Raw genomic sequence first — 18,117 nt, 5'->3', positions numbered from 1 at the left:
TCCGGTACCCGCGGTTTCCCAGGACTCACCGGGGCAAACGCCCAGGTGATGCACCTCACTCCGGCCGGGGCGCCTGCTGCTCCGGGTCCGGGTCCTCCAACATGGAGGCGCGCAGGTGGGCCAGGAGGCGGGTCAGCAGCCGCGAGACCTGCATCTGCGAGATGCCCAGCGCGCTGCCGATCTGCGCCTGGGTCAGCTCCTGGCCGAAGCGCATCCGGAGCATCCGGCGTTCGCGGTCGGTGAGCTGTTCGAGCAGCGGCGCGAGGGTCTGGATGTCCTCGACGCGCTCCAGGGCCGGCTCCTCCTCGCCCATGACGTCGGCGAGGGTGTGGCCGTCGGCCGAGGCGTCGCCGCCCTCCGCGTGCGCGGTGTGCGGGGCGTCCAGGGAGCCGCTGGTGTGGCCGTTGGCGGCGACGAGACCCTCTATGACCTCCTCCTCCGCGAGGCCGAGGTGGTCGGCGAGGTCGGCGACGGTCGGCGAGCGGTCGAGCGTGGAGGTCAGCTGCTCCTTCGCCTTGGCGATGTCGATCCGCAGCTCCTGGAGCCGGCGCGGGACGCGGACCGCCCAGGACGTGTCGCGGAAGTGCCGCTTTATCTCGCCTGTGATGTACGGCATGGCGAGGGTGGCGAACTCGTTCTCCAGGGCCGGGTCGAACCGGTCGATCGCCTTGATGAGGCCGATCGTGCCGACCTGGACGATGTCCTCGATGTCGCCTGCGTCACCCCGGCCGCGGAACCGGCGGACGGCGTACTGGACGAGTGAGGCGTTCATCTCAATGAGGGCGTTGCGGACGTACCGGTGCTCCGGCGTCCCTTCGGGCAGTTCGTGGAGCCGCCGGAAGAACACCCGCGAAAGCTCCCTCGCATCCGCGGGGGCCACCTCCCTTGGCTCCTCGATCCGCGGCAGGTCCGCGATCCGGGCGGCCTGGGTGCCGCGGCGCGGACGGGGGACGACTGCGGCGGTTTCAGAAGTGGAGGACGGGGCAGGGGCGGGCATGGGGTTCGCTCCTTGGGCTTGTCGGCTTGCGGCGCGGGACCTTGACTGCCGTAGATGGTGGTCTCTTTCAGCTTAAACGTCAAGAATTGCCTGAAATGCGGCTGTCCACTTACTCGCGCCCGCGTGCACGCGGGGCACACCCGTGCGCACGCACGACCCGCGTACACGCGCGCGAGCGGCAGGCCGGATTCCGCCTGTGTGAACCCCCTTGTGCGGGCCCCCGGGCCGCTCCACTCTGAGCGGACGACCCAAGGGGGGATCGACCCGTATGATCACGAGATCTCACAGAACAAGCGGATTAGGGCAGTTCGGATTACGGCGCTGCGGAGCCGTCCTCGCCCTGGCCGCGGCCCTCGCCCTCGGCGGGCACACCGGCGCCTCGGCCGCGGGACCGCCCGAGGGGGCCGTGCGCTACGCCGGAGCACCCGGAGCCGTCGCCGGTAGCTACCTCGTCCTATTGAACCCGGCCCGCGCGGGCGCCCGTACGGAAAAGGGGCGGGCGGTGGCCACACGCTTCGGCGGAAGGATCCGCCGGACGTTCGACGCCGCGCTGAACGGCTACTCCGTGGAACTGTCGGAGCGCCAGGCCCGCCGGCTCGCCGCGGACCCCGCCGTAGCCGAGGTCGCACAGAACCGGAAGGTGCACCTCGATGCCACGCAGCCGGACCCGCCGTCCTGGGGCGTCGACCGGATCGACCGGCGCAGGCTCCCGCTCGACGGGAGCTACACGTACCCCGATGCGGCAGGACAGGGCGTGACCGCGTACGTCATCGACACCGGCGTCAACATCAGCCACCAGGACTTCGGCGGGCGCGCCTCGTACGGGTACGACGCCATCGACGACGACTACGAGTCGGACGACCTGCACGGGCACGGCACGCACGTCGCCGGGACCCTCGCGGGCACGACGTTCGGCGTCGCGAAGAAGGCGAAGGTCGTGTCCGTCCGGGTACTCGACTGGTCGGGCGAGGGCACCACGGAGCAGGTGGTCGCCGGGATCGACTGGGTCACCCGCAATGCCGTGAAGCCCGCCGTCGCGAACATGAGCCTGGGCGGCGACCCCGACGACGTGCTGGACGCCGCCGTCAGGGGCTCCATCGCCTCCGGCATCACCTACGCGGTCGCCGCGGGCAACCAGGGCGCGGACGCCTCCACCCACTCCCCCGCCCGGGTCTCCACGGCGCTCACGGTCGGGGCCACCACCGACGGCGACGCGCGCGCCTCCTACTCCAACTACGGCCCCCTGGTGGACCTGTTCGCGCCGGGCGACTCGATCACCTCGGCGGTCTTCTGGGGAGACGACTGGAGCACGACCATGTCCGGCACCTCGATGGCCTCCCCGCACGTGGCGGGTGCGGCGGCGCTCTACCTCGCCGACCACCGCACGGCCACGCCCGCCCAGGTCGCGGGCGCCCTGACCGCGGCGGCCACCACCGGCTCGCTGGTCGACGCCGGACCGGGCTCGCCCGACCGGCTCCTGTACGTGGGGACGGCGCCGAACCGGGTGCCCGGGCCGCGCTTCGCGAACACCGCGGACTACCCGGTCGCGGATCTGGAGACGGTCGAATCCCCGGTCACGGTCAGCGGGGTCGCCGGACACGCGCCCGCGCAGCTGGACGTGGAGCTCGACATCAAGCACCCGGACTCGGGCACCCTCCAGGTCGACGTGGTCGCCCCCGACGGCACGGTGTACCCGGTCAAGGACAGCTACACCGGGTGGGGCACGGCCGACCTCAGGGGCGTGTTCGCGATCGACGCCTCCTCGGAGACCGCCAACGGCGTGTGGAAGCTGAGGGTCTTCGACGCCTGGGCGGGCTACACCGGATACGTCGATTCGTGGGCCCTGCGGTTCTGAGGGGCAGTTCTGAGGGCGTCCTCGGAGTCGCTCCCGACGGTCTCAGCTGACGCGGAATCCGGCCACCGCACGGTCCCGGTGGAAGGTCAACCGGTCCCACGTCGGGAAGGCGAGGTCTGTCACGGCGAGCAGCCGACCGGCATCGTCGTGCAGGGTGCGGCGTACGGTCAGACCGCAGACCGGGGAGGCGGCCGGCGGGTGGCTGCTGCGGGTCATGGTGAGGGTCTCGGCGACCCGCCCGTGCTCGGCGGCCCGGTCGAGCCAACGGTGCAGCGGCCCGAGGTCCTCGTCGCGGACGGCGGGGCGCTCGCGGTAGCCGGCGAGTTCGGGATCCTCCGCCACCGCGCGCGGGCAGAGGTACGTGACCGCGTCCCGGAGGGTCTCCCCCGACGGGCCGCGCTCGCGGCGGTGGAGGACCAAGGTCCGGTCCCCTCCGGACATGCCGAGCAGCCCGGCGAGCGAGGGCGGCACGCTGACCAGGGTGAGCCAGCTCTGGTCGGGCGCGACCGCGGGCGCGACGGCGAGTACGGAGACGGTCGCGGCGGCGGGGACGGGGGCTCCCTGCGCGGCCTCGATCCCCGCGACGGCCGGCCGGGTGCCGCGCCGTCCGGTGACGATCAGGCCGTCGTCCCGCAGGTGCTGGAGGGCGGCCCGGACGGTCTGCCGGTTGACCTGGTAGTGGGCGGCCAGGGTGCGCTCGGAGGGCAGTCTGCCGCCGGGGGTGTGCGCGGCGCGCTCCAGCTCGCGCCGCAGCGCTGCGGCGATCCACTGGTACTTGGGCATGGCGACGGCGGGGCCGCCGCCCCGCGAAGGGGAGGGCATGGCTACTCCTCTGACGGATGGTCAAGGACTGCGCGGTCTGCCCGACCAACCTAGCATTGGTCTATACCTCTGGGTGACAGGCACTCCCCGATCCCGCCCCACCTTGGCCGGATACCACCACACCCGACACCCCGCCCCGCCACGGGGCCGCCGGGGTCATCGTGCCGGCGCCCCCGGGGCGAGATGGGGCCTCACTCGACGGTGACGACCATCTTGCCCAGGGCCTCACCCGCCTCCATGACCCGATGGGCTTCGACGATCTCGGCGAACCGGAAGACCCGCACCGGCCCGGCCGGAAAGACGCCCGCCTCCACCTTGGCGTACACCGCGTCCAGAGGAACGTCCGCAAGCGGGAATTCGGGGCTGCCCAGGACGAACGCACTGCCGAAGAAGCTGAGCTGTACGCCGGTGGGGAGATCGGCGATGGGATCGAAGTCGCGTACCGGTTCGAAGCCGCCCAGGAAACCGAGCTGGCAGACCCGTCCGCGGAGCCGGACCGCAGCCAGGGAGTCGCGCAGGACGCTGTTGCCGACGAGATCGAGCACCGCGTCGACGACGAGGCCGCTTCGGCGGACCTGTGCGGCCAGGTCGCCGTCGTCGACGAGGACACCCTCCGCGCCGAGTGCCGTCAGGAGCGGCGCATGTCCGGGATTGCGCGTGGTCGCGAGCACCTTCGCGCCGTGGTCGACGGCGAGGTTGACCGCGGCCTGACCGAGGGAGGAGGTCGCTCCGCGCACCAAGATCCGTTCACCCGGCCGCAGGTCCAGGTTTCCGAACAGCCCGCTCCACGCCGTCGCGTAGACCTCCGGGACGGCCGCCAGCTCGGCCCATCCCAGTGACGAGTTCACCGCGACCACGTTTGCGGCCGGGACGGTGACCAGCTCGGCATAACTGCCGTTGCGCGTCCGGCCCATGCCGCCGAGGATCGCCACGACCGGGGTGCCGGGCGCAAGACGGCCCGAGGGGTCGGCCTCGACCGTTCCGGCGCATTCGATCCCCGGGACGGCCGCGACCTCACCCCAGGCACCCGCGCGCATGTACGCCTCGGCATGGTTCAAACCGAATGCCCTGACTCGGACCAGCACCTCCCCCCGGGCGGGCACGGGGTCGGGCAGGTCGGTGACGTGCAGCACGTCGGGCGCGCCGTGGGTGGAGATGACGATGGCCTTCATTGGGCAGGCTCCATTCTTGAGCGGTCATTCAACTATGAGGTCCGAGAAAAGAGCCACCGCATGCGGTGGCTCCCTGGTTCAGCCGTCAGGCGAGGGCGGAGAACGCGTTGTCGACGATGGCGCGCAGAACCGTCCCGTCGGGATTCGCCTTGCCCACGACCATCAGCCCCTGACACGTCGCAACCAGCAGCTTGGCACTGCCGACCGGATCCAGCCCGGCCCGCACCTCACCGTCGTCACGCGCGTTGCGCAGGGCCGTGGCCATGCAGTTCTCCAGACGGGCCAGGTGACCGCGCACCACGGCGGCGGCCTCGTCGTCCTCGGCTGCGTTCTCGATCGCGGTGTTCACCAGCAGGCACCCCTGACGGCCCTCCGGGCTCAGCAGGTCGCGCACCAGCCCGTCGAAGTACCCGCGGAGCTCGGCCAGTGACGCACCCGGCGCCTCCAGCTCGCCCAGCTTCTGGGGAACGATCAACGTGGAATACCGTTCCAGCGATTTCAGGAACAGCGTTCGCTTGCCGCCGGGAAACGCACTGTAGAGGCTGCCGGGCTTGACCCCGGTGGCCCGCACGAGGTCCTCGATGGACGTGGCCCGGTATCCCCGCAGCCAGAACCGCAGCATCGCCTGATCCAGCACGGTGTCGGGCTCGAACTCTCGCGGTCTGGGCATGACACAAAAATACATGAGCGGTCATTCAAGAACAAGGCCGGACGGCATCGTGCTCCGCGGTGGCGACCGTCCACCCCAGGCCCCGCGCCCGAAGACGGGCCGCCTATCCCAACAGCGGGTTCGGGAGCGGGATGTAGCGTGCGGCCGCGCCGTCCGCGCGGGTCCAGCGGAGCAGCAGATTCGTTTTGGCCGGGAGTGACGGGGCGGACAGGAGCTCTGCGATCTCGGGCAGGCCGCGTTCGGCGTCGTAGCGCAGGAACTCCTCGCGCACCGCCGGCCACACCGTGGCGGCAAGGTCCGGATGTGCCTCGGCGAGGGCCTCCGCGATCTCGGTCAGGTGGTTGACCACCAGGCAGTAGACCAGCCGCTGCCAGGCCGCCGCACGCTCCACGTCCGCCAGCAGCTTCACCCCCTCCGCGTCCCGGAACAGGGCCTGTACCGGCATGCCCCGGGCGTCGACCGCGACGAGACTGTTCTGCAGGTGCGCCTCCAGTACGACGCCGTGCCGGGCGAACAAGTCCAATACGGGCGGGACCACATGGCGCAGGTAGGCCCGCCACCACCCCGCCGGATCGGCCGTCGTAGCCAGCGGACTGCCCGCGAAGCCCTCCGCCAGTGCGGCCGACGCCAGCGGCGTGGCCCCCTTCTCCACCCGCCCGTTCAGGCCGTCGCGGACCAGGACGGCGAGTTCCTCGAAGGCGAAGGACGCGGTCCGGTAGCCGCGGTCGGAGAGCCAGACCGCCTTCGACCCGGAACCGCGCAGCTCGGCGAACCCTGCCTCGACCGCGGCGTCCGTGCGGCGCAGCTTCTGGAGGTCGTGCCGCCACAGCCGGCGCACGTCGTTGGTGATCCGAACGTCGAGGCTGAACTTCACGAAGAGGTCGCGGTCCTGGCCGCCCTCGCCCCGGTCGTTCGGCTCGCCCGGTACGTACAGCGTGCGGATCGAGGCGGTCGGCCAGGCCGGGCGGCGGCCGGGGCCGAGGCGCAGCAGCCGCCCGTCGGCGAAGGCCGTGCGTACGGCGGCCGAGCCGCCGACCAGGTCCAGCTGCCACGGATGCGCGGGCAGCAGCCGGTACCCGGCGGGTGGGCACGGGCCGTCGAGGAGCCCGGCCAGGGCGTCGATCGCGTCGGCGGCGGCCGGCCCGCCCTCCTCGGCCACCTGGTCCTCGCGCAGTCCCAGGAAGACCACCGGGAAGCGGGCGTACGCCTCCGGCGCGTACGGCAGCCAGCTCGCGGTGGGCGCGCCGCCCCGGGCCTTGGGGGCGGGGTGGTACGGGTGCCCCATGACCAGCGACTGCTCGGAGAGGACGTACGGGTCCTGCGGGGGCGTGGCGGCGGCGCGGGCGGCCAGCAGCGCGGCGACGGCCTCGCGGCTGTCGGCGATCTCGACCGGGAGCTCGTCGTTCGGCGCGCCCGTGTACCGGCGCAGCTCGTCGGCGGTCAGCTTGACCAGCTCGGTGTGGTTGAGCGGACGCCAGCCGTCCGCCGTGCGCAGTTCGGGGCGTACCGGCCGGCGCCCGTCCCGTACCCGCAGCAGCCGGCCGCTGCCGCGCAGCCGGTGCACGCGCCCGGCTGCGGCGCCCTCCGGTGCGGCGGGGAACTCCCCGGCGGGATCGGCCGCTTCCCGCAGCAGGCAGTTCAGCAAGGGGGTCGCGGCGTATGCGTCGGCTGCGGCGTTGAGGTCCACGGATTCCATTCGGTCCATCCCATGCGCCGGGGTTCGCGGGGCGTACCACCGGCCGTGATCTTCAGTATCCGCGATGATGACGTGATCATCACGCCACCCGCGAGAGGAACAGGGCCCTGCACTCCAGCATGAACCTCCCCGCCTCCCCGGCCGAACAGGCCGTGTCCGCCGAACTGGCCGAGGTGCGCCCCGCGCTCGGCTCCGCTTACGGGGCCGCGCTCGCCGGCGCCCGGGCCACCGTGCTGACCCGGCTGTGGCGGGCGCTGGCCATCGAACCGCTGCCGTGGGTGGAGCGCCGCGAGCGGGGGGCCGGCACCCTGACGCTCCTGCTGTCCGGGGGCAGACGACTGGAGGGCCCGCTGCCGGACCCGTACGCGACCGAGCCGTACGTGTCCGAGGTGCTGCTCGACGGCGCACCGTACCGGCAGGCCGGACGGCTCATGGCGGCGCTGAGGGTGCCGCACGGGGACGCCTTCGCCGCCGAGCTGGACGACAGCACGGCCTCCCTCGCGCTGTCCCGGGCCGGGCAGCCGGCCGCGGCGGACGACGCCGCACCGCACACCGCGTGGGAGTGGGAGCAGCGGGTGGTCGACGGCCATCCGTACCATCCCAACTGCCGCTCCCGGCCGGGGTTCTCGGTGGCCGAGCAGCTTGCGTACGCGCCGGAACACCGGCCGGTGGTCGAGCTCGGGCTGGTCGCCGTACCGGCCGGGGAATGCCTGGTCACGGGCGCGTGGCCGGCCGAGCTGCGGGACGGCGGGCGGCTCCTGCTGCCGGTGCACCCGTGGCAGGCGGAACACGTCCTGAAACAGACGGGCCGCGGGCCGGGTGCGCTGCGCCCCGGTTTCGCCGCACATCCGCTGATGGCCCTGCGCACCCTCGCTCCCGTGGCGGGCGGTGCACACGTCAAGACGGCGCTGAGCACCCGGCTGACCTCGTCCGTCCGGGACATCTCCGGCTACTCCATCGAGACGGCGGCCGCGGTGTCCGCGTTCGCGCAGGCCCTGTCCGAGCGGCTCGACGGGCGGCTGCACATCACCCGTACGCTGGGCGCCGCGACCGCGGACAGCCCGGATCTGGCGGCGGTGCTGCGCGAGCCTCCCGAGGTGTACGCGGACGCCGCGGCGGGCGAGCGGGTCGTGCCGGTCGCGGCCCTGGGCGGGGCGCCGTTCGCACGCTCGGCGTCCTGGCGGGCCGAGTTCGCCCGGCTCGCGCTCTCGGTGTGCCTGCGGGTGTTGGACCTCGGGGTGGCCCTGGAGGCCCACGGCCAGAACCTCCTCGTCGTCCTGTCCGCGACGGGGGCCCCGCTGCGGCTGGTCTACCGCGACCTCGCCGACATCCGGATCAGCCCGGAGCGCCTCGTCCGGCACGGCCTGCCGGTGCCGCCCCTCACGGGCCGGCTGGTCACCGACGACGTGACGCTGCTGCGGCGCAAATTGTTCGGTTCACTGCTGACCGGGGCGCTGGGGGCCACGGCGGGTTCGGCGGACGCCTTCGGACAGGCGCTGGCGCAGGCGGCCGGCCTCCCGGTGACCGCTGACACCGAGGCCCTGCTGACCGCGCCGCTGCCGACCAAGGCCCTGACGCTGATGCGGCTGAGCCCCGGAATCCCGGGCGACCAGTGGGCGGAGTTGGACAATCCGCTGGCCGGGGCCGAGCCGCGGGGACGGGCGGGCTAGTGTCACAGGGCATGAAGGAGACCTCGGACCTCAACTCGGTACGGGCGTCCTACGACGCCGTCGCCGTCGACTACGCCCGGCTCCTCGGCACGGAGCTGGCCGACAAGCCGCTGGAGCGGGCCGTGCTGGCCGCGTTCGCCGAGTGCGTGCGCGGCAACGAGGGCGGCTCGGCCCGGGCGGTCGCGGACCTGGGCTGCGGTCCGGGACGCGTGACGGCCCATCTGGACGGGCTCGGCGTAAGGGCTTTCGGCGTCGACCTGTCCCCGGCGATGGTCGCGGTGGCCCGGCGCAGCTATCCGGGCCTGCGCTTCGAGGTGGGCTCGATGGCGGCGCTGGACATCGCGGACGGGGTGCTCGGCGGGATCCTCGCCTGGTACTCGACTGTGCACACCCCTCCGGGGGAACTGCCCGCGCTGTTCGCGGAGTTCGCCCGGGTGCTGGCGCCGGGCGGTCATGCGCTGATCGCGTTCAAGGCGGGCGACGAGAAGATCCGGCTGGAGCACGCGTACGGACACGCCGTCGGACTGGACGTGTACTGGACCCCGCCGGAACTGGTCGCCGACCTGCTCGCCGGGGTCGGACTGGAGGAGGTGGCCCGCATGATCCGGCAGCCCGCGGGCCACGAGAAGTCCCCCCAGGGCTTCCTCCTGACCCGCAAGCGGGCCTGACGGAGCAACCGGTCAGCGGCTTCCCTCCAGCACCTCCAGCCGCTGCTGCGTCAGCCGCAGGAGCCTCGGTTCGAGGCTCGGCAGGGCGCTCAGCAGCCGGACGAGTTCCGGGCCGGCGTCGCGGGCCGCCGCCTGGTCCTTCAGCTGGGTCCAGCAGTAGAGGGCGCCCGCCGCGGCCGCGAGGACCTCGGGGGCGTCCGGCGGCTGGTGCTCCAGACGGGTGCGCCCGGCGTTGATCCACAGCTGGGTCGCCGACCGGTAGTTCCCGGCCATCCGGGCGAGGTCGGCTCGGATCTCCGCCCAATGGGTGGCCTCGGGCGAGGTGTAGCCGTGGGTTTGGAGCACGTGCTGCTCCCACGCCTGGGCGAGGGTGGCCGCCTCCCGGTGCCGGCCGTCGGAAGCGAGGGCGTGGATGTGCGGACGCGGATCCGGCACCTGGTCCTGGTGTTCCTGCCGGTCCTGCGGGTCCTGCTGGTCCTGGTGTTGCTGGGGAGCGGGTGCGTTGAGCTCGCGCGTCGCCGGCAGGACGAGCGTGCCGGGCGGCAGTGCGGCGGCTCCGACCGCGAAGGCGTGCAGCTGGAGGTTGGTGGGGCGGGTGGGGCTGCGGCGCAGTTGGTCGATCCAGTGACGGGTGTACGAGCTCACCCGGTCCACCCCGCCGGCGAAGGCGGGCGGGACCACCACCCCGTACACCTCTGCGGAGGGTGAAGCGGGCAGGCTCCCGTACTCCTGGAGCACCGGCCACGCGGACTTGTCGGCGACGAGGTCGAGCACCACGGTGGTCGGCCCGGCGGGACGGGCCCCGAGCTCGGTACCCAGCCAGTCCCACGGGAGCGCCGTGTAGCGGACGGTGGAGGCCGTGGTCCCCGCGAGCGCGAGGTGCAGGCGCTGCCCGCGGCGGTCGAGCGTGAGCCTGCCGGAGAGGTAGACGAGCAGCGGCCCGGGGGTCGCCGCGGCGGCCCGCAGCCGCATCAGCACGGTGTTGGGATCCCGGGCCCCGTCGAGGTACGTGGTGTCACTGGGGACGTGGCTGTTCAGCAGCGCCGGCACCGGCAGCACCCCGAGCGCGGCCAGGTTCGCACTGGGCGCGACCTGAACGGCCCGCCGCCGCAGGGCCGCATCGCCCGCTATGAGAAGAACATGCCCCCGCTGCTGCCTGCCGGCTCCGTCGATCTGCATGGGCAGACGGTACTCACCTCCCGGCCCGGTCGCAGCCATGGGGATCGAACCGGCCCCGTCCGGGCCTCCGTCGACCGGCCCGGAGGGCGTCCTTCCGGTGCTGGAGCTGCGGGGGTTGCAGGGGCTGCGGGATGCGCGGGGTCCGCGGGGGTCATCGGGGGCGGAGGGAGTCCCAGATGCAGTCCGGGAGGAGACGGGTCGCCTCGGCGAGGTCCAGGTCGTACGTCGGGGACAACCAGCGGCGGGCGGCCTCGCTCACCGGACCCATGAGCATGGTCTCGATCAACGCGGGTGGGAGGGGGGCGATTTCGCCGCGTTCCACCCGTGCCCGCATCCACTCGGCCATCGGCACCAGCTTGGCCTCCTTCGCCGCCCGGATCTCCTCCGCGTGACCGGCCAGGTAACCCGAGTAGGCGGAGGCGTGCAGGAAGAGGGCTGCGTCGCGGTGCTCCACGGTGAAGCGCAAGTACGCCCGCACGAGCGCGCGCACACCGGTGCGGGCGGTGCGGCTGCGCCGCAGGGCCTCGTTCATCTCGTCGAACAACTGCCCCATGCACCGCGTGTACAGCGCTGCCGCAAGGCCGTCGAAGCTGCCGAAGTGGTGGTAGAGGCTGCCGAGGCTGACCTTGCCGGCCGCGGTGACGGCGCTGACGGTGAAGCCCTGCTGGCCGGACTCGGCGTAGACCCGCAGTGCGGTGGTCAGAACGTGGTCGACCGTGGCCTCGCCACGCTGTTGCTTCACCATGCGGCCAGCGGAGACGGCCTGTCGCCGGCCCACGGCCCTGGGCCGTTCGGGGGGCAACGTGGTCCCCGTGGGCCCGCCTTCGCGCCGTTCGGCCCGGGCGATGGCAGGAAGGAGGAATGAGCCTCCACCGCCGCCGGCTGCTGGGCAGCGCCCCCGCAGCCGTCCTCGCCGCCATCGGGGCGGTCGGGGCCCTCGGCGCCGGCACGCCCGCCCGCGGCCCCGACTGGGCGGCGCTCGCCCGCGGGATCGACGGGCGGGTGGTGCTGCCGGGCGACCGCGACTACCCCGAGGCCCGGCAGTTGTTCCAGCCCCGGTACGACGCGGTCGCGCCGGGCGCGGTGGCCTATCCCGCGCACGCCGCCGACGTGGCCGTCTGCCTGGACTTCGCCCGCCGCTCCGCGGTCCCCTTGGTGCCGCGCGGCGGCGGCCACAGCTATGCCGGCTGGTCCACCAACTCCGGCGGGCTCGTCGTCGACGTCGGCGCGATGGCCGGGCTGACCGTCGAGGGGTCCGGTGTGCGGATCGGCGCCGGGGCCCGGCTCGGCGACGTCAACCGGACCCTCGCCGGGCGGGGCATGGGCCTGCCGACCGGGCTGTGCCCCACGGTCGGGATCGCGGGACTCACCCTGGGCGGCGGGCTGGGGCTGGCCTCCCGGGCGTACGGGACCACCTGCGACGCACTCACCGGCGTCACCGTCGTCACCCCGGACGGGGTCGTGCGCGAGGCCGACGCCACGCGCGATCCGGGCCTATTCTGGGCCCTGCGCGGCGGCGGTGGCGGCAACTTCGGGGTGGTCACCGAGTTCCGCTTCCGCACCCACCCGGCGGTTGACTGCGCCTACGCCGAACTCCACTGGGCCGAAGCCGATTCCGCCGCCCTGCTGCGCGGCTGGCAGCGCTGGCTGGCGGCCCTGCCCGACCCGTTCTGGAGCCAGGTCGAGTTCCTCGTGGAAGCCGGTCCCGTGGCGGCGCCCGCCGTGCGCGTGCTGTGCTTCGACGGGCGCGCCGAACTCGACCGGCAGCTGACCCGGCTGTCCGACCTGGTCGGCAGGCCGCCGCGGGACAGCTGGGTCGTCGTGCGCGGTTACGAGGAGACGCTGCGGGCCATGTCGGGCTGTTCGGAGCAGAGCGCCGAGCAATGCCACCTGCCGGGGACCCTGCCCGGCCGGACCCCCGAGGGGCGGATCGGCCGGGACTCCTACGCCGGGCGCTGCGACCTCTGGGGCCGTACCGGGCTGCCGGACGCCGGGGTCGCCGCGGTGCTGGCCGCCGTACGGCGGTACGGGCAGGGCGCACCGGGCGGCGGGCTCGGGGTCGTGCAGTTCACCGGGGAACTGGGCGGGGCGGTGAACCGGCCGGCGCCGTCCGACACGGCGTTCGTGCACCGCGACAGCGCGTTCCTCACCCAGTACCTCGCTTACTGGCCCGCCTCCGCGACGCCCGCGGAGGTGGCGGGGCACCAGGGCTGGCTCGACGGGCTGTGGCAGGACCTGCGCCCGTGGGCGGGCGGCCGCTCCTACCAGAACTACATCGATCCGAAACTGCCCGCCTGGCGCGAGGCCTACTACGGGACCAACCTCGCCCGCCTCGAAGACGTCCGGCGCACCTACGACCCGGACCGGCTGTTCCGCTTCCCGCAGGCCATTTAGAGGAGCTCGACATGCGACGTACGTTGACCGTGGCGGCGGCGACGGCCGCCCTGCTGCTGCCCGCGGGGCCGCTGCCGGTGGCCGAGGCCGGCAGCGCCCTGCCGCCGCCCGCGCAGTGGTCCGCGACGTGGGCCGCCGCGTCGTCCGCCAAGTCGTCCGCCACGTGGTCCGCCCGCGAGGCGGAGAACTTCTGGACGGCCGACCGGATGGCGTCCGCGGCCCCCATGACCCCGGCGGCGGCTCCGGCCACCGACCCCGGCACGGGGCAGGACTTCGACGGGATCCCGGTCGTCGGCCGGATGTTCGTGATGAAGGGCGGCGGCGCGTACTTCTGCACCGCGAGCGTGGTCGCCTCCGCGGGCCGCAACCTGGTGCTCAGCGCGGCGCACTGCCTGCTCGGCACCGACGCCCGCCAGGTGGCCTTCGTACCGCTGTACACGGCGGACAACCCGCAGCCGTACGGGATGTTCCCGGTGCTGCGCACCGCCGACGGGCGGTCGAAGGTGTGGATCGACCCTCGGTACAAGAGCCTGGGTGCCGACAAGGGGGCCACCCTCGACGTGGCCTTCGCGCAGGTCGGACCGGACGCCGACGGGTTCCCGGTGGAAGACGTGGTCGGCGGGAACCGCCTGGTCACGGGAGCGGGTTACGAGCACGCGAAGGTGTCACTGATCGGCTATCCGGCGTCCGCGGCGCGCCCGCGGCTGTGCGTCAACCGGACGACGAAGTTCACCAGCAAGGATCCGGGGATCCCCGGATCGTTCCTGCGGATCGACTGCACCGGGTACCCCGGCGGGACAAGCGGCGGCCCCTTCCTGAGGAACTACGACAAGGAGAGCGAAACCGGAGAGGTCGTGGGGGTCATCGGCGGCTGGAAGACGGGCGGGGACACCGCCGACACCTCGTACAGCTCGTACTTCGGCGCGGACGTCAAGAAGTTGTACGAGCAGGCGGTTGCCGGGGCAAAGACGGGGTGAGCACCCGGACCCAGCGGGTGCGCCGCGGGTTCCCCACCGTGCGCGGGACCGCCGGGAGCCCGTCCGCGGTCAGCTGGTCGGCGGGCGGGAGCCCGAGCTGGCGACGCAGGTCGGCCAGGGCGGCGTGCACCGGAGCCAGGATGACCTCCGCGCGCGGATGGGCGTACGCCAAGGCGTGCGCGGTGGTCTCGATCGTCTCGGCCGCGTCCTCGGCCGCCGTACGGCTCCACCCGCCCGGCTCCGCGGAGCTCCAGGGCGCGACGGCGTCGTAGAGGTGGCAGGCGGCATCGGCCACGGCGTCGGCGCGTTCACCGACACCCGGCGCCGCGCTGGTCGGCAACAGCTCCATGCCGGGTCAACGACCGAAGCCGCCACGGGGAACGACCGCCGCACCGCCGGTTCGCCGGGCGCGGCTCACCCGAGCCGCCGGGCCAGCGCCTGTGAGCCCGCGGCGGCCGCGGCGGCCAGGGCCAGCCCCTGCACCGCGTCCCGTACCCCCACGGGCCGCAGCACCCCGGCGCGCCGCAGCCGGCCGCGGGCCCAGAGGGTGAAGGGGATCACGACGAGCGGCGAGGTGACCACGCCCGGGGTGTAGCCGCGGGTGGCGGCGGCCTGTGCCAGGTGGACGACGCCGTGCAGGCCGAAGCCGTTCAGGCTCGTCTGGTAGAAGGCGGACCGGCCACCGGTGCGGTACCCGTCGGCGGCCGCCGCGGCCACGATGACGCCCATCACCCCGACGGCGCGCGCGAACTGGCGGCCGTCCGTGCTGCCCAGCAGGTCCCAGACCCGGTCGGGTACGCGGGGGTGGCGCTCGCGCAGTACCGGGACCCGGGTGCGCGACCAGCGTCCCACCGTCGCCACCTCCTCCAGGTCGTGCACGGCCCAGGCGGCGAGGAGCCCCCAGCCGGTGGCGGCAACAGCAGTGCTCTCGGCGGCAGTTCGTATCGATGTGCTCATGAGGCCACAGTCTGCAGCCACACGGGGAGCAGCAGCAGCGACACGACCGAACTCTTGATCACCAGCGAGGCGGAGAGGTCCACTCCGACCTCGTAACGCTGGGCGAAGACGAACAGGTTCTGCGGGGTGGGCATCGCCGCGATCAGGACGAGGTACGTCAGCCACTCCCCCCGTACGCCGAACAGCACCCCGCACACCGCCCAGGCCAGCAGCGGGAAGGCCAGGCACTTGAAGGCGATCAGGGCCAGCTCCTCGCGGGAGGTGCCCCTGACGTCGAGCCCCGCGCCGCCGAGGTGCAGGCCGAGGGCGAACAGGGCGATCGGCGAGGCACTGTCGCCGACGAACGCGGCTCCGTCCAGGACCACCTTCGGGAGGTGCACCGACAGGAGGTTGAGCAGGATCCCGGCGTTGCAGGACAGCACCACCGGTGTGGCGAGCGAGGCGGCGACGGCCCGCGCGAGCCGCTGTCCGGGACCGCCCGCGCCCGGGCCCGCGCGGCCCAGTTCCATGATGGAGATGACGACGAGGGAGAGCACGCAGACCTGGAAGAGCAGCACGGGGAAGATCGGCGCGGCGGTCCCGAAGAAGGTGATGAACACGGGGACGGCGAAGTAGGCCGTGTTCACCTGGACTCCGGCCATCACGCGCAGCGCCACGTCGCGCGGCTCGCGTAGGCCGCGGGCGGCCGAGGCGAAGGCAATGACGAGCACCGCGAGGGCGGCGGCCGCGGCGTAGGCGCCGATCGCCCGCCAGTTGAAGAGGGCGCCGAGGTCGCTCTTGTAGATGTTGCCGAAGAGGTAGCAGGGGACGGCGAAGAGGAAGGCGTAGTCCGCGAAGACCTTGGAGGCCTCGGCCGGGACGGTCTTGCGACGGGCGAGCAGCACGCCGCCGCCGAAGGCCAGCAGTACCGGGACGAGTTTTTCGAGTGCTGCGGCCGTGCCCATGCGTACCGGATCCCCCTTGATCGACGGCGAGCAGCCTACTCCTGCCCGCTGCGGGGGCCTGCGGGCGCATAGGCTGGCCCGATCATGAGCGATCGCGATGAAGCCCGTCCCGGTGCCCCGGCCCCCGCGGGGGGACCACGGGCGCCGATGCGGTTCACGGCGGTGCTGCGCACTCCCGCCCGGGCGGCGGAGCCGTTGTTCGCGCAGGCGCCGAGGGCCTGGCAGCGGATGCTGCCGTACGTCGTCGTCGGCGTCTTCGTGGTGTCGCTGCTACCGACGACGATCACCGTGCTGACCAACGAATACGGGGCGGGCGGCGGCTGGGCGGGCGCGCTGGGCGTGACCCAGACCGTGCCGCTGCTGCTGGCGGTGACGCGGCCGCTGCCGGCGTGGATGCTGGTCCTGGCCGCGGACACCATCGGGTCGGTGGTGCTGATCCACGCCGACGAGGTGGCCGGGCACGCCTGGCCGTGGACCCCGATGAGCATCGTGGGGTACCTGCTGCTGGTGATCTGCCTGGGGCTGCGCGAGTCCGTCCGGACGCTGATCGGCGTATGGCTGGTGACGGGCGCCGTCGGGGTGGTGCTGGGCTTCTTCGAGCCCGCCGGGGTGACCACCACGAGCGCCCTGCTCTTCGTGCTCGGCGGGGCCTTCCTCGCCGTGACCGGGGCGCTGCGCGGACTCGGCGACGCTCAGCAGCGGATCGCCGAGCAGGAGAGCATCAGCGAGGCGGAGCGGGCCCGGCGGACCCTGCTGGAGGAGCGGGCGCGGATCGCCCGGGAGTTGCACGACGTGGTGGCCCACCACATGTCGGTGATCACCGTGCAGGCGGATTCCGCTCCGTACCGGCTGCCCGGCATGCCGGAGCCGGTGCAGGAGGAGTTCGCGGCGATCGCGGCCAGTGCGCGCGAGTCGCTGGGCGAGATGCGGCGCCTGCTGACGGTGCTGCGCAGCGACCGGGCGAACGGCGGCGACGGCGGCGGTGGCGCGGCGCCCGGCGGCGCGGGCGAGCTGGCCCCGCAGCCGGGCATCGGCCGGATCCAGCAGCTGGTGGAGGCGACCGTACGGGCCGGGCAGCCGGTGGAGTTGTCGCTCGCTGCCGGGGCGGCGCAGGCGGCGTCGCCGGCCGTTGACCTGTCGGCGTACCGGATCGTGCAGGAGGCCCTCGCGAACGTGGTGCGGCACGCGCCGGGCGCCGAGACCCGGGTGTCGGTGACGCACGACGCCGCGGAGGTCCTCGTGCTGGTCGTCAACGGCCCGGCTGCCCGGGACGCCGCGCGCGCACTTGAGAGTTCGGGCACCGGGCACGGACTGGTCGGCATGCAGGAGCGCGTACGGTTGACGGGCGGGACGCTGGACACCGGTCCGCTGCCCGACGGCGGCTTCCGGGTCGCGGCCCGTCTGCCCCTGGACCACCCGACCGAGGACGCCAGTTGACCATCCGTGTGATCATCGTCGACGACCAGGCCATGGTACGGGCGGGGTTCGCCGCCCTCCTGTCGGCGCAGGCCGACATCGACGTGGTGGGCGAGGCCCCCGACGGCCGGCAGGGGGTACAGGTCTCGCGCACCGTGCATCCCGACGTGGTGCTGATGGACGTGCGCATGCCGGAGATGGACGGACTGACGGCGGCCCGGGAGCTGCTCGGCCCGCCGCCGGGGGTCGTGCACCGGCCGAAGGTGCTGATGCTGACCACCTTCGACATCGACGACTACGTGTACGAGGCGCTGCGCGCGGGCGCCTCCGGGTTCCTGCTGAAGGACGCGCCGCCCGCCGACCTGATCGCGGCGGTCCGGGTGGTCGCGTCCGGCGAGGCCCTGCTGGCGCCCTCGGTGACCCGGCGGCTGATCGCGGACTTCGTCCAGCAGCGGCCGGCGCCGCGCAAGGACCCGGCGCTGCGGCTGAACGGGCTGACCCCGCGGGAGACCGAGGTACTGGAACTGATCGCGCGCGGGCTGTCGAACCAGGAGATCGCCGGGCACCTGGTGCTGGCGGAGCAGACCGTCAAGACGCACATCGGGCGGGTGCTGGCCAAGCTGGACCTGCGCGACCGGGCCCAAGCGGTGATCTTCGCCTACGAGGCGGGCCTCGTCCGCCCGGGCGATTCCGCCTGACG

The 18,117-nt window shown here is 73.4% G+C and carries 17 protein-coding genes; 7 read left to right on the top strand and 10 right to left on the bottom strand.

The annotated features are described in order from the left end of the window. Window positions 1-55: 55 nt before the first annotated feature. A complete protein-coding gene (locus OHA65_RS34855; RefSeq protein WP_327280119.1) occupies window positions 56-997 on the bottom strand; it encodes a SigB/SigF/SigG family RNA polymerase sigma factor in 942 nt (313 codons plus the stop codon). Between the two features lie 268 nt (window positions 998-1,265). Here OHA65_RS34855 and OHA65_RS34850 point away from each other — a divergent pair, with 268 nt between their 5' ends. After that, window positions 1,266-2,852, top strand: coding sequence for a S8 family serine peptidase (locus OHA65_RS34850; RefSeq protein WP_328764652.1), 1,587 nt, complete (start codon window positions 1,266-1,268; stop codon window positions 2,850-2,852). 42 nt (window positions 2,853-2,894) lie between these two features. On the opposite strand, the gene OHA65_RS34845 is transcribed toward OHA65_RS34850, so the two are convergent. The 4 genes from OHA65_RS34845 to OHA65_RS34830 all read right to left on the bottom strand — a co-directional run bounded on the left by OHA65_RS34845 (window position 2,895) and on the right by OHA65_RS34830 (window position 7,221). Then, on the bottom strand, window positions 2,895-3,674 hold the full coding sequence (locus OHA65_RS34845; RefSeq protein WP_405763217.1) for a GntR family transcriptional regulator: 780 nt from the start codon (window positions 3,672-3,674) through the stop codon (window positions 2,895-2,897). Window positions 3,675-3,865: 191 nt separating this feature from the next. Continuing rightward, a complete protein-coding gene (locus OHA65_RS34840) occupies window positions 3,866-4,846 on the bottom strand; it encodes a zinc-binding dehydrogenase (RefSeq protein WP_327280116.1) in 981 nt (326 codons plus the stop codon). Window positions 4,847-4,931: 85 nt separating this feature from the next. After that, the gene (locus OHA65_RS34835) at window positions 4,932-5,516 is read right to left on the bottom strand and encodes a helix-turn-helix domain-containing protein (RefSeq protein ID WP_327280115.1); all 585 of its coding nucleotides are present in this window, start codon (window positions 5,514-5,516) and stop codon (window positions 4,932-4,934) included. 103 nt (window positions 5,517-5,619) lie between these two features. Then, window positions 5,620-7,221: an IucA/IucC family protein gene (locus tag OHA65_RS34830; protein ID WP_327280114.1), complete on the bottom strand. Its 1,602-nt coding sequence runs from the start codon at window positions 7,219-7,221 to the stop codon at window positions 5,620-5,622. A gap of 110 nt (window positions 7,222-7,331) precedes the next feature. Between OHA65_RS34830 and OHA65_RS34825 the strand changes: the two genes are divergently transcribed. Together OHA65_RS34825 and OHA65_RS34820 are read left to right on the top strand one after the other, a co-directional pair. Then, the gene (locus tag OHA65_RS34825) at window positions 7,332-8,882 is read left to right on the top strand and encodes an IucA/IucC family protein (protein WP_327280113.1); all 1,551 of its coding nucleotides are present in this window, start codon (window positions 7,332-7,334) and stop codon (window positions 8,880-8,882) included. 11 nt (window positions 8,883-8,893) lie between these two features. Next, window positions 8,894-9,550 carry a methyltransferase domain-containing protein gene (locus tag OHA65_RS34820; protein ID WP_327280112.1) on the top strand — a complete coding sequence of 219 codons (657 nt, stop codon included), beginning with the start codon at window positions 8,894-8,896 and terminating at the stop codon, window positions 9,548-9,550. Window positions 9,551-9,562: 12 nt separating this feature from the next. Here OHA65_RS34820 and OHA65_RS34815 read toward each other — a convergent pair whose 3' ends face one another. Together OHA65_RS34815 and OHA65_RS34810 are read right to left on the bottom strand one after the other, a co-directional pair. Next, the gene (locus tag OHA65_RS34815) at window positions 9,563-10,729 is read right to left on the bottom strand and encodes a hypothetical protein (RefSeq protein WP_327280111.1); all 1,167 of its coding nucleotides are present in this window, start codon (window positions 10,727-10,729) and stop codon (window positions 9,563-9,565) included. 151 nt (window positions 10,730-10,880) lie between these two features. Beyond that, on the bottom strand, window positions 10,881-11,474 hold the full coding sequence (locus tag OHA65_RS34810; protein WP_327280110.1) for a TetR/AcrR family transcriptional regulator: 594 nt from the start codon (window positions 11,472-11,474) through the stop codon (window positions 10,881-10,883). Window positions 11,475-11,590: 116 nt separating this feature from the next. On the opposite strand from OHA65_RS34810, the gene OHA65_RS34805 reads away from it, so the two are divergent. Then, entirely contained in the window at window positions 11,591-13,123 is a 1,533-nt protein-coding gene (locus OHA65_RS34805) for an FAD-binding oxidoreductase (RefSeq protein WP_327280109.1), read from the top strand. A gap of 11 nt (window positions 13,124-13,134) precedes the next feature. Next, window positions 13,135-14,100: a serine protease gene (locus OHA65_RS34800; protein WP_327280108.1), complete on the top strand. Its 966-nt coding sequence runs from the start codon at window positions 13,135-13,137 to the stop codon at window positions 14,098-14,100. Here the strand turns inward: OHA65_RS34800 and OHA65_RS34795 are convergent. The 3 genes from OHA65_RS34795 to OHA65_RS34785 form a co-directional block, all read right to left on the bottom strand. After that, window positions 14,054-14,449 carry a hypothetical protein gene (locus OHA65_RS34795; RefSeq protein ID WP_327280107.1) on the bottom strand — a complete coding sequence of 132 codons (396 nt, stop codon included), beginning with the start codon at window positions 14,447-14,449 and terminating at the stop codon, window positions 14,054-14,056. The genes OHA65_RS34800 and OHA65_RS34795 overlap by 47 nt on opposite strands. A gap of 65 nt (window positions 14,450-14,514) precedes the next feature. After that, window positions 14,515-15,057: an HXXEE domain-containing protein gene (locus tag OHA65_RS34790; protein WP_327280106.1), complete on the bottom strand. Its 543-nt coding sequence runs from the start codon at window positions 15,055-15,057 to the stop codon at window positions 14,515-14,517. Then, window positions 15,054-16,001 carry an AEC family transporter gene (locus tag OHA65_RS34785; RefSeq protein WP_327280105.1) on the bottom strand — a complete coding sequence of 316 codons (948 nt, stop codon included), beginning with the start codon at window positions 15,999-16,001 and terminating at the stop codon, window positions 15,054-15,056. The genes OHA65_RS34790 and OHA65_RS34785 overlap by 4 nt, the downstream gene beginning before the upstream one ends. 84 nt (window positions 16,002-16,085) lie before the next feature. On the opposite strand from OHA65_RS34785, the gene OHA65_RS34780 reads away from it, so the two are divergent. Both OHA65_RS34780 and OHA65_RS34775 read left to right on the top strand, forming a co-directional pair. Beyond that, window positions 16,086-17,438 (top strand): sensor histidine kinase, encoded by a 1,353-nt coding sequence (locus OHA65_RS34780; protein WP_405758398.1) that lies wholly within the window; start codon window positions 16,086-16,088, stop codon window positions 17,436-17,438. Next, a complete protein-coding gene (locus tag OHA65_RS34775; RefSeq protein ID WP_327280104.1) occupies window positions 17,435-18,115 on the top strand; it encodes a response regulator transcription factor in 681 nt (226 codons plus the stop codon). Before OHA65_RS34780 ends, OHA65_RS34775 begins: the two co-directional genes overlap by 4 nt. Window positions 18,116-18,117: the final 2 nt, after the last annotated feature.

Origin of the sequence: Streptomyces sp. NBC_00045, from assembly GCF_045041095.1 — a bacterium.
GTDB lineage: Bacteria > Actinomycetota > Actinomycetes > Streptomycetales > Streptomycetaceae > Streptomyces.
Note: the sequence above shows the minus strand (reverse complement) of the source record. Positions and strands in the feature narration are given on the sequence as shown.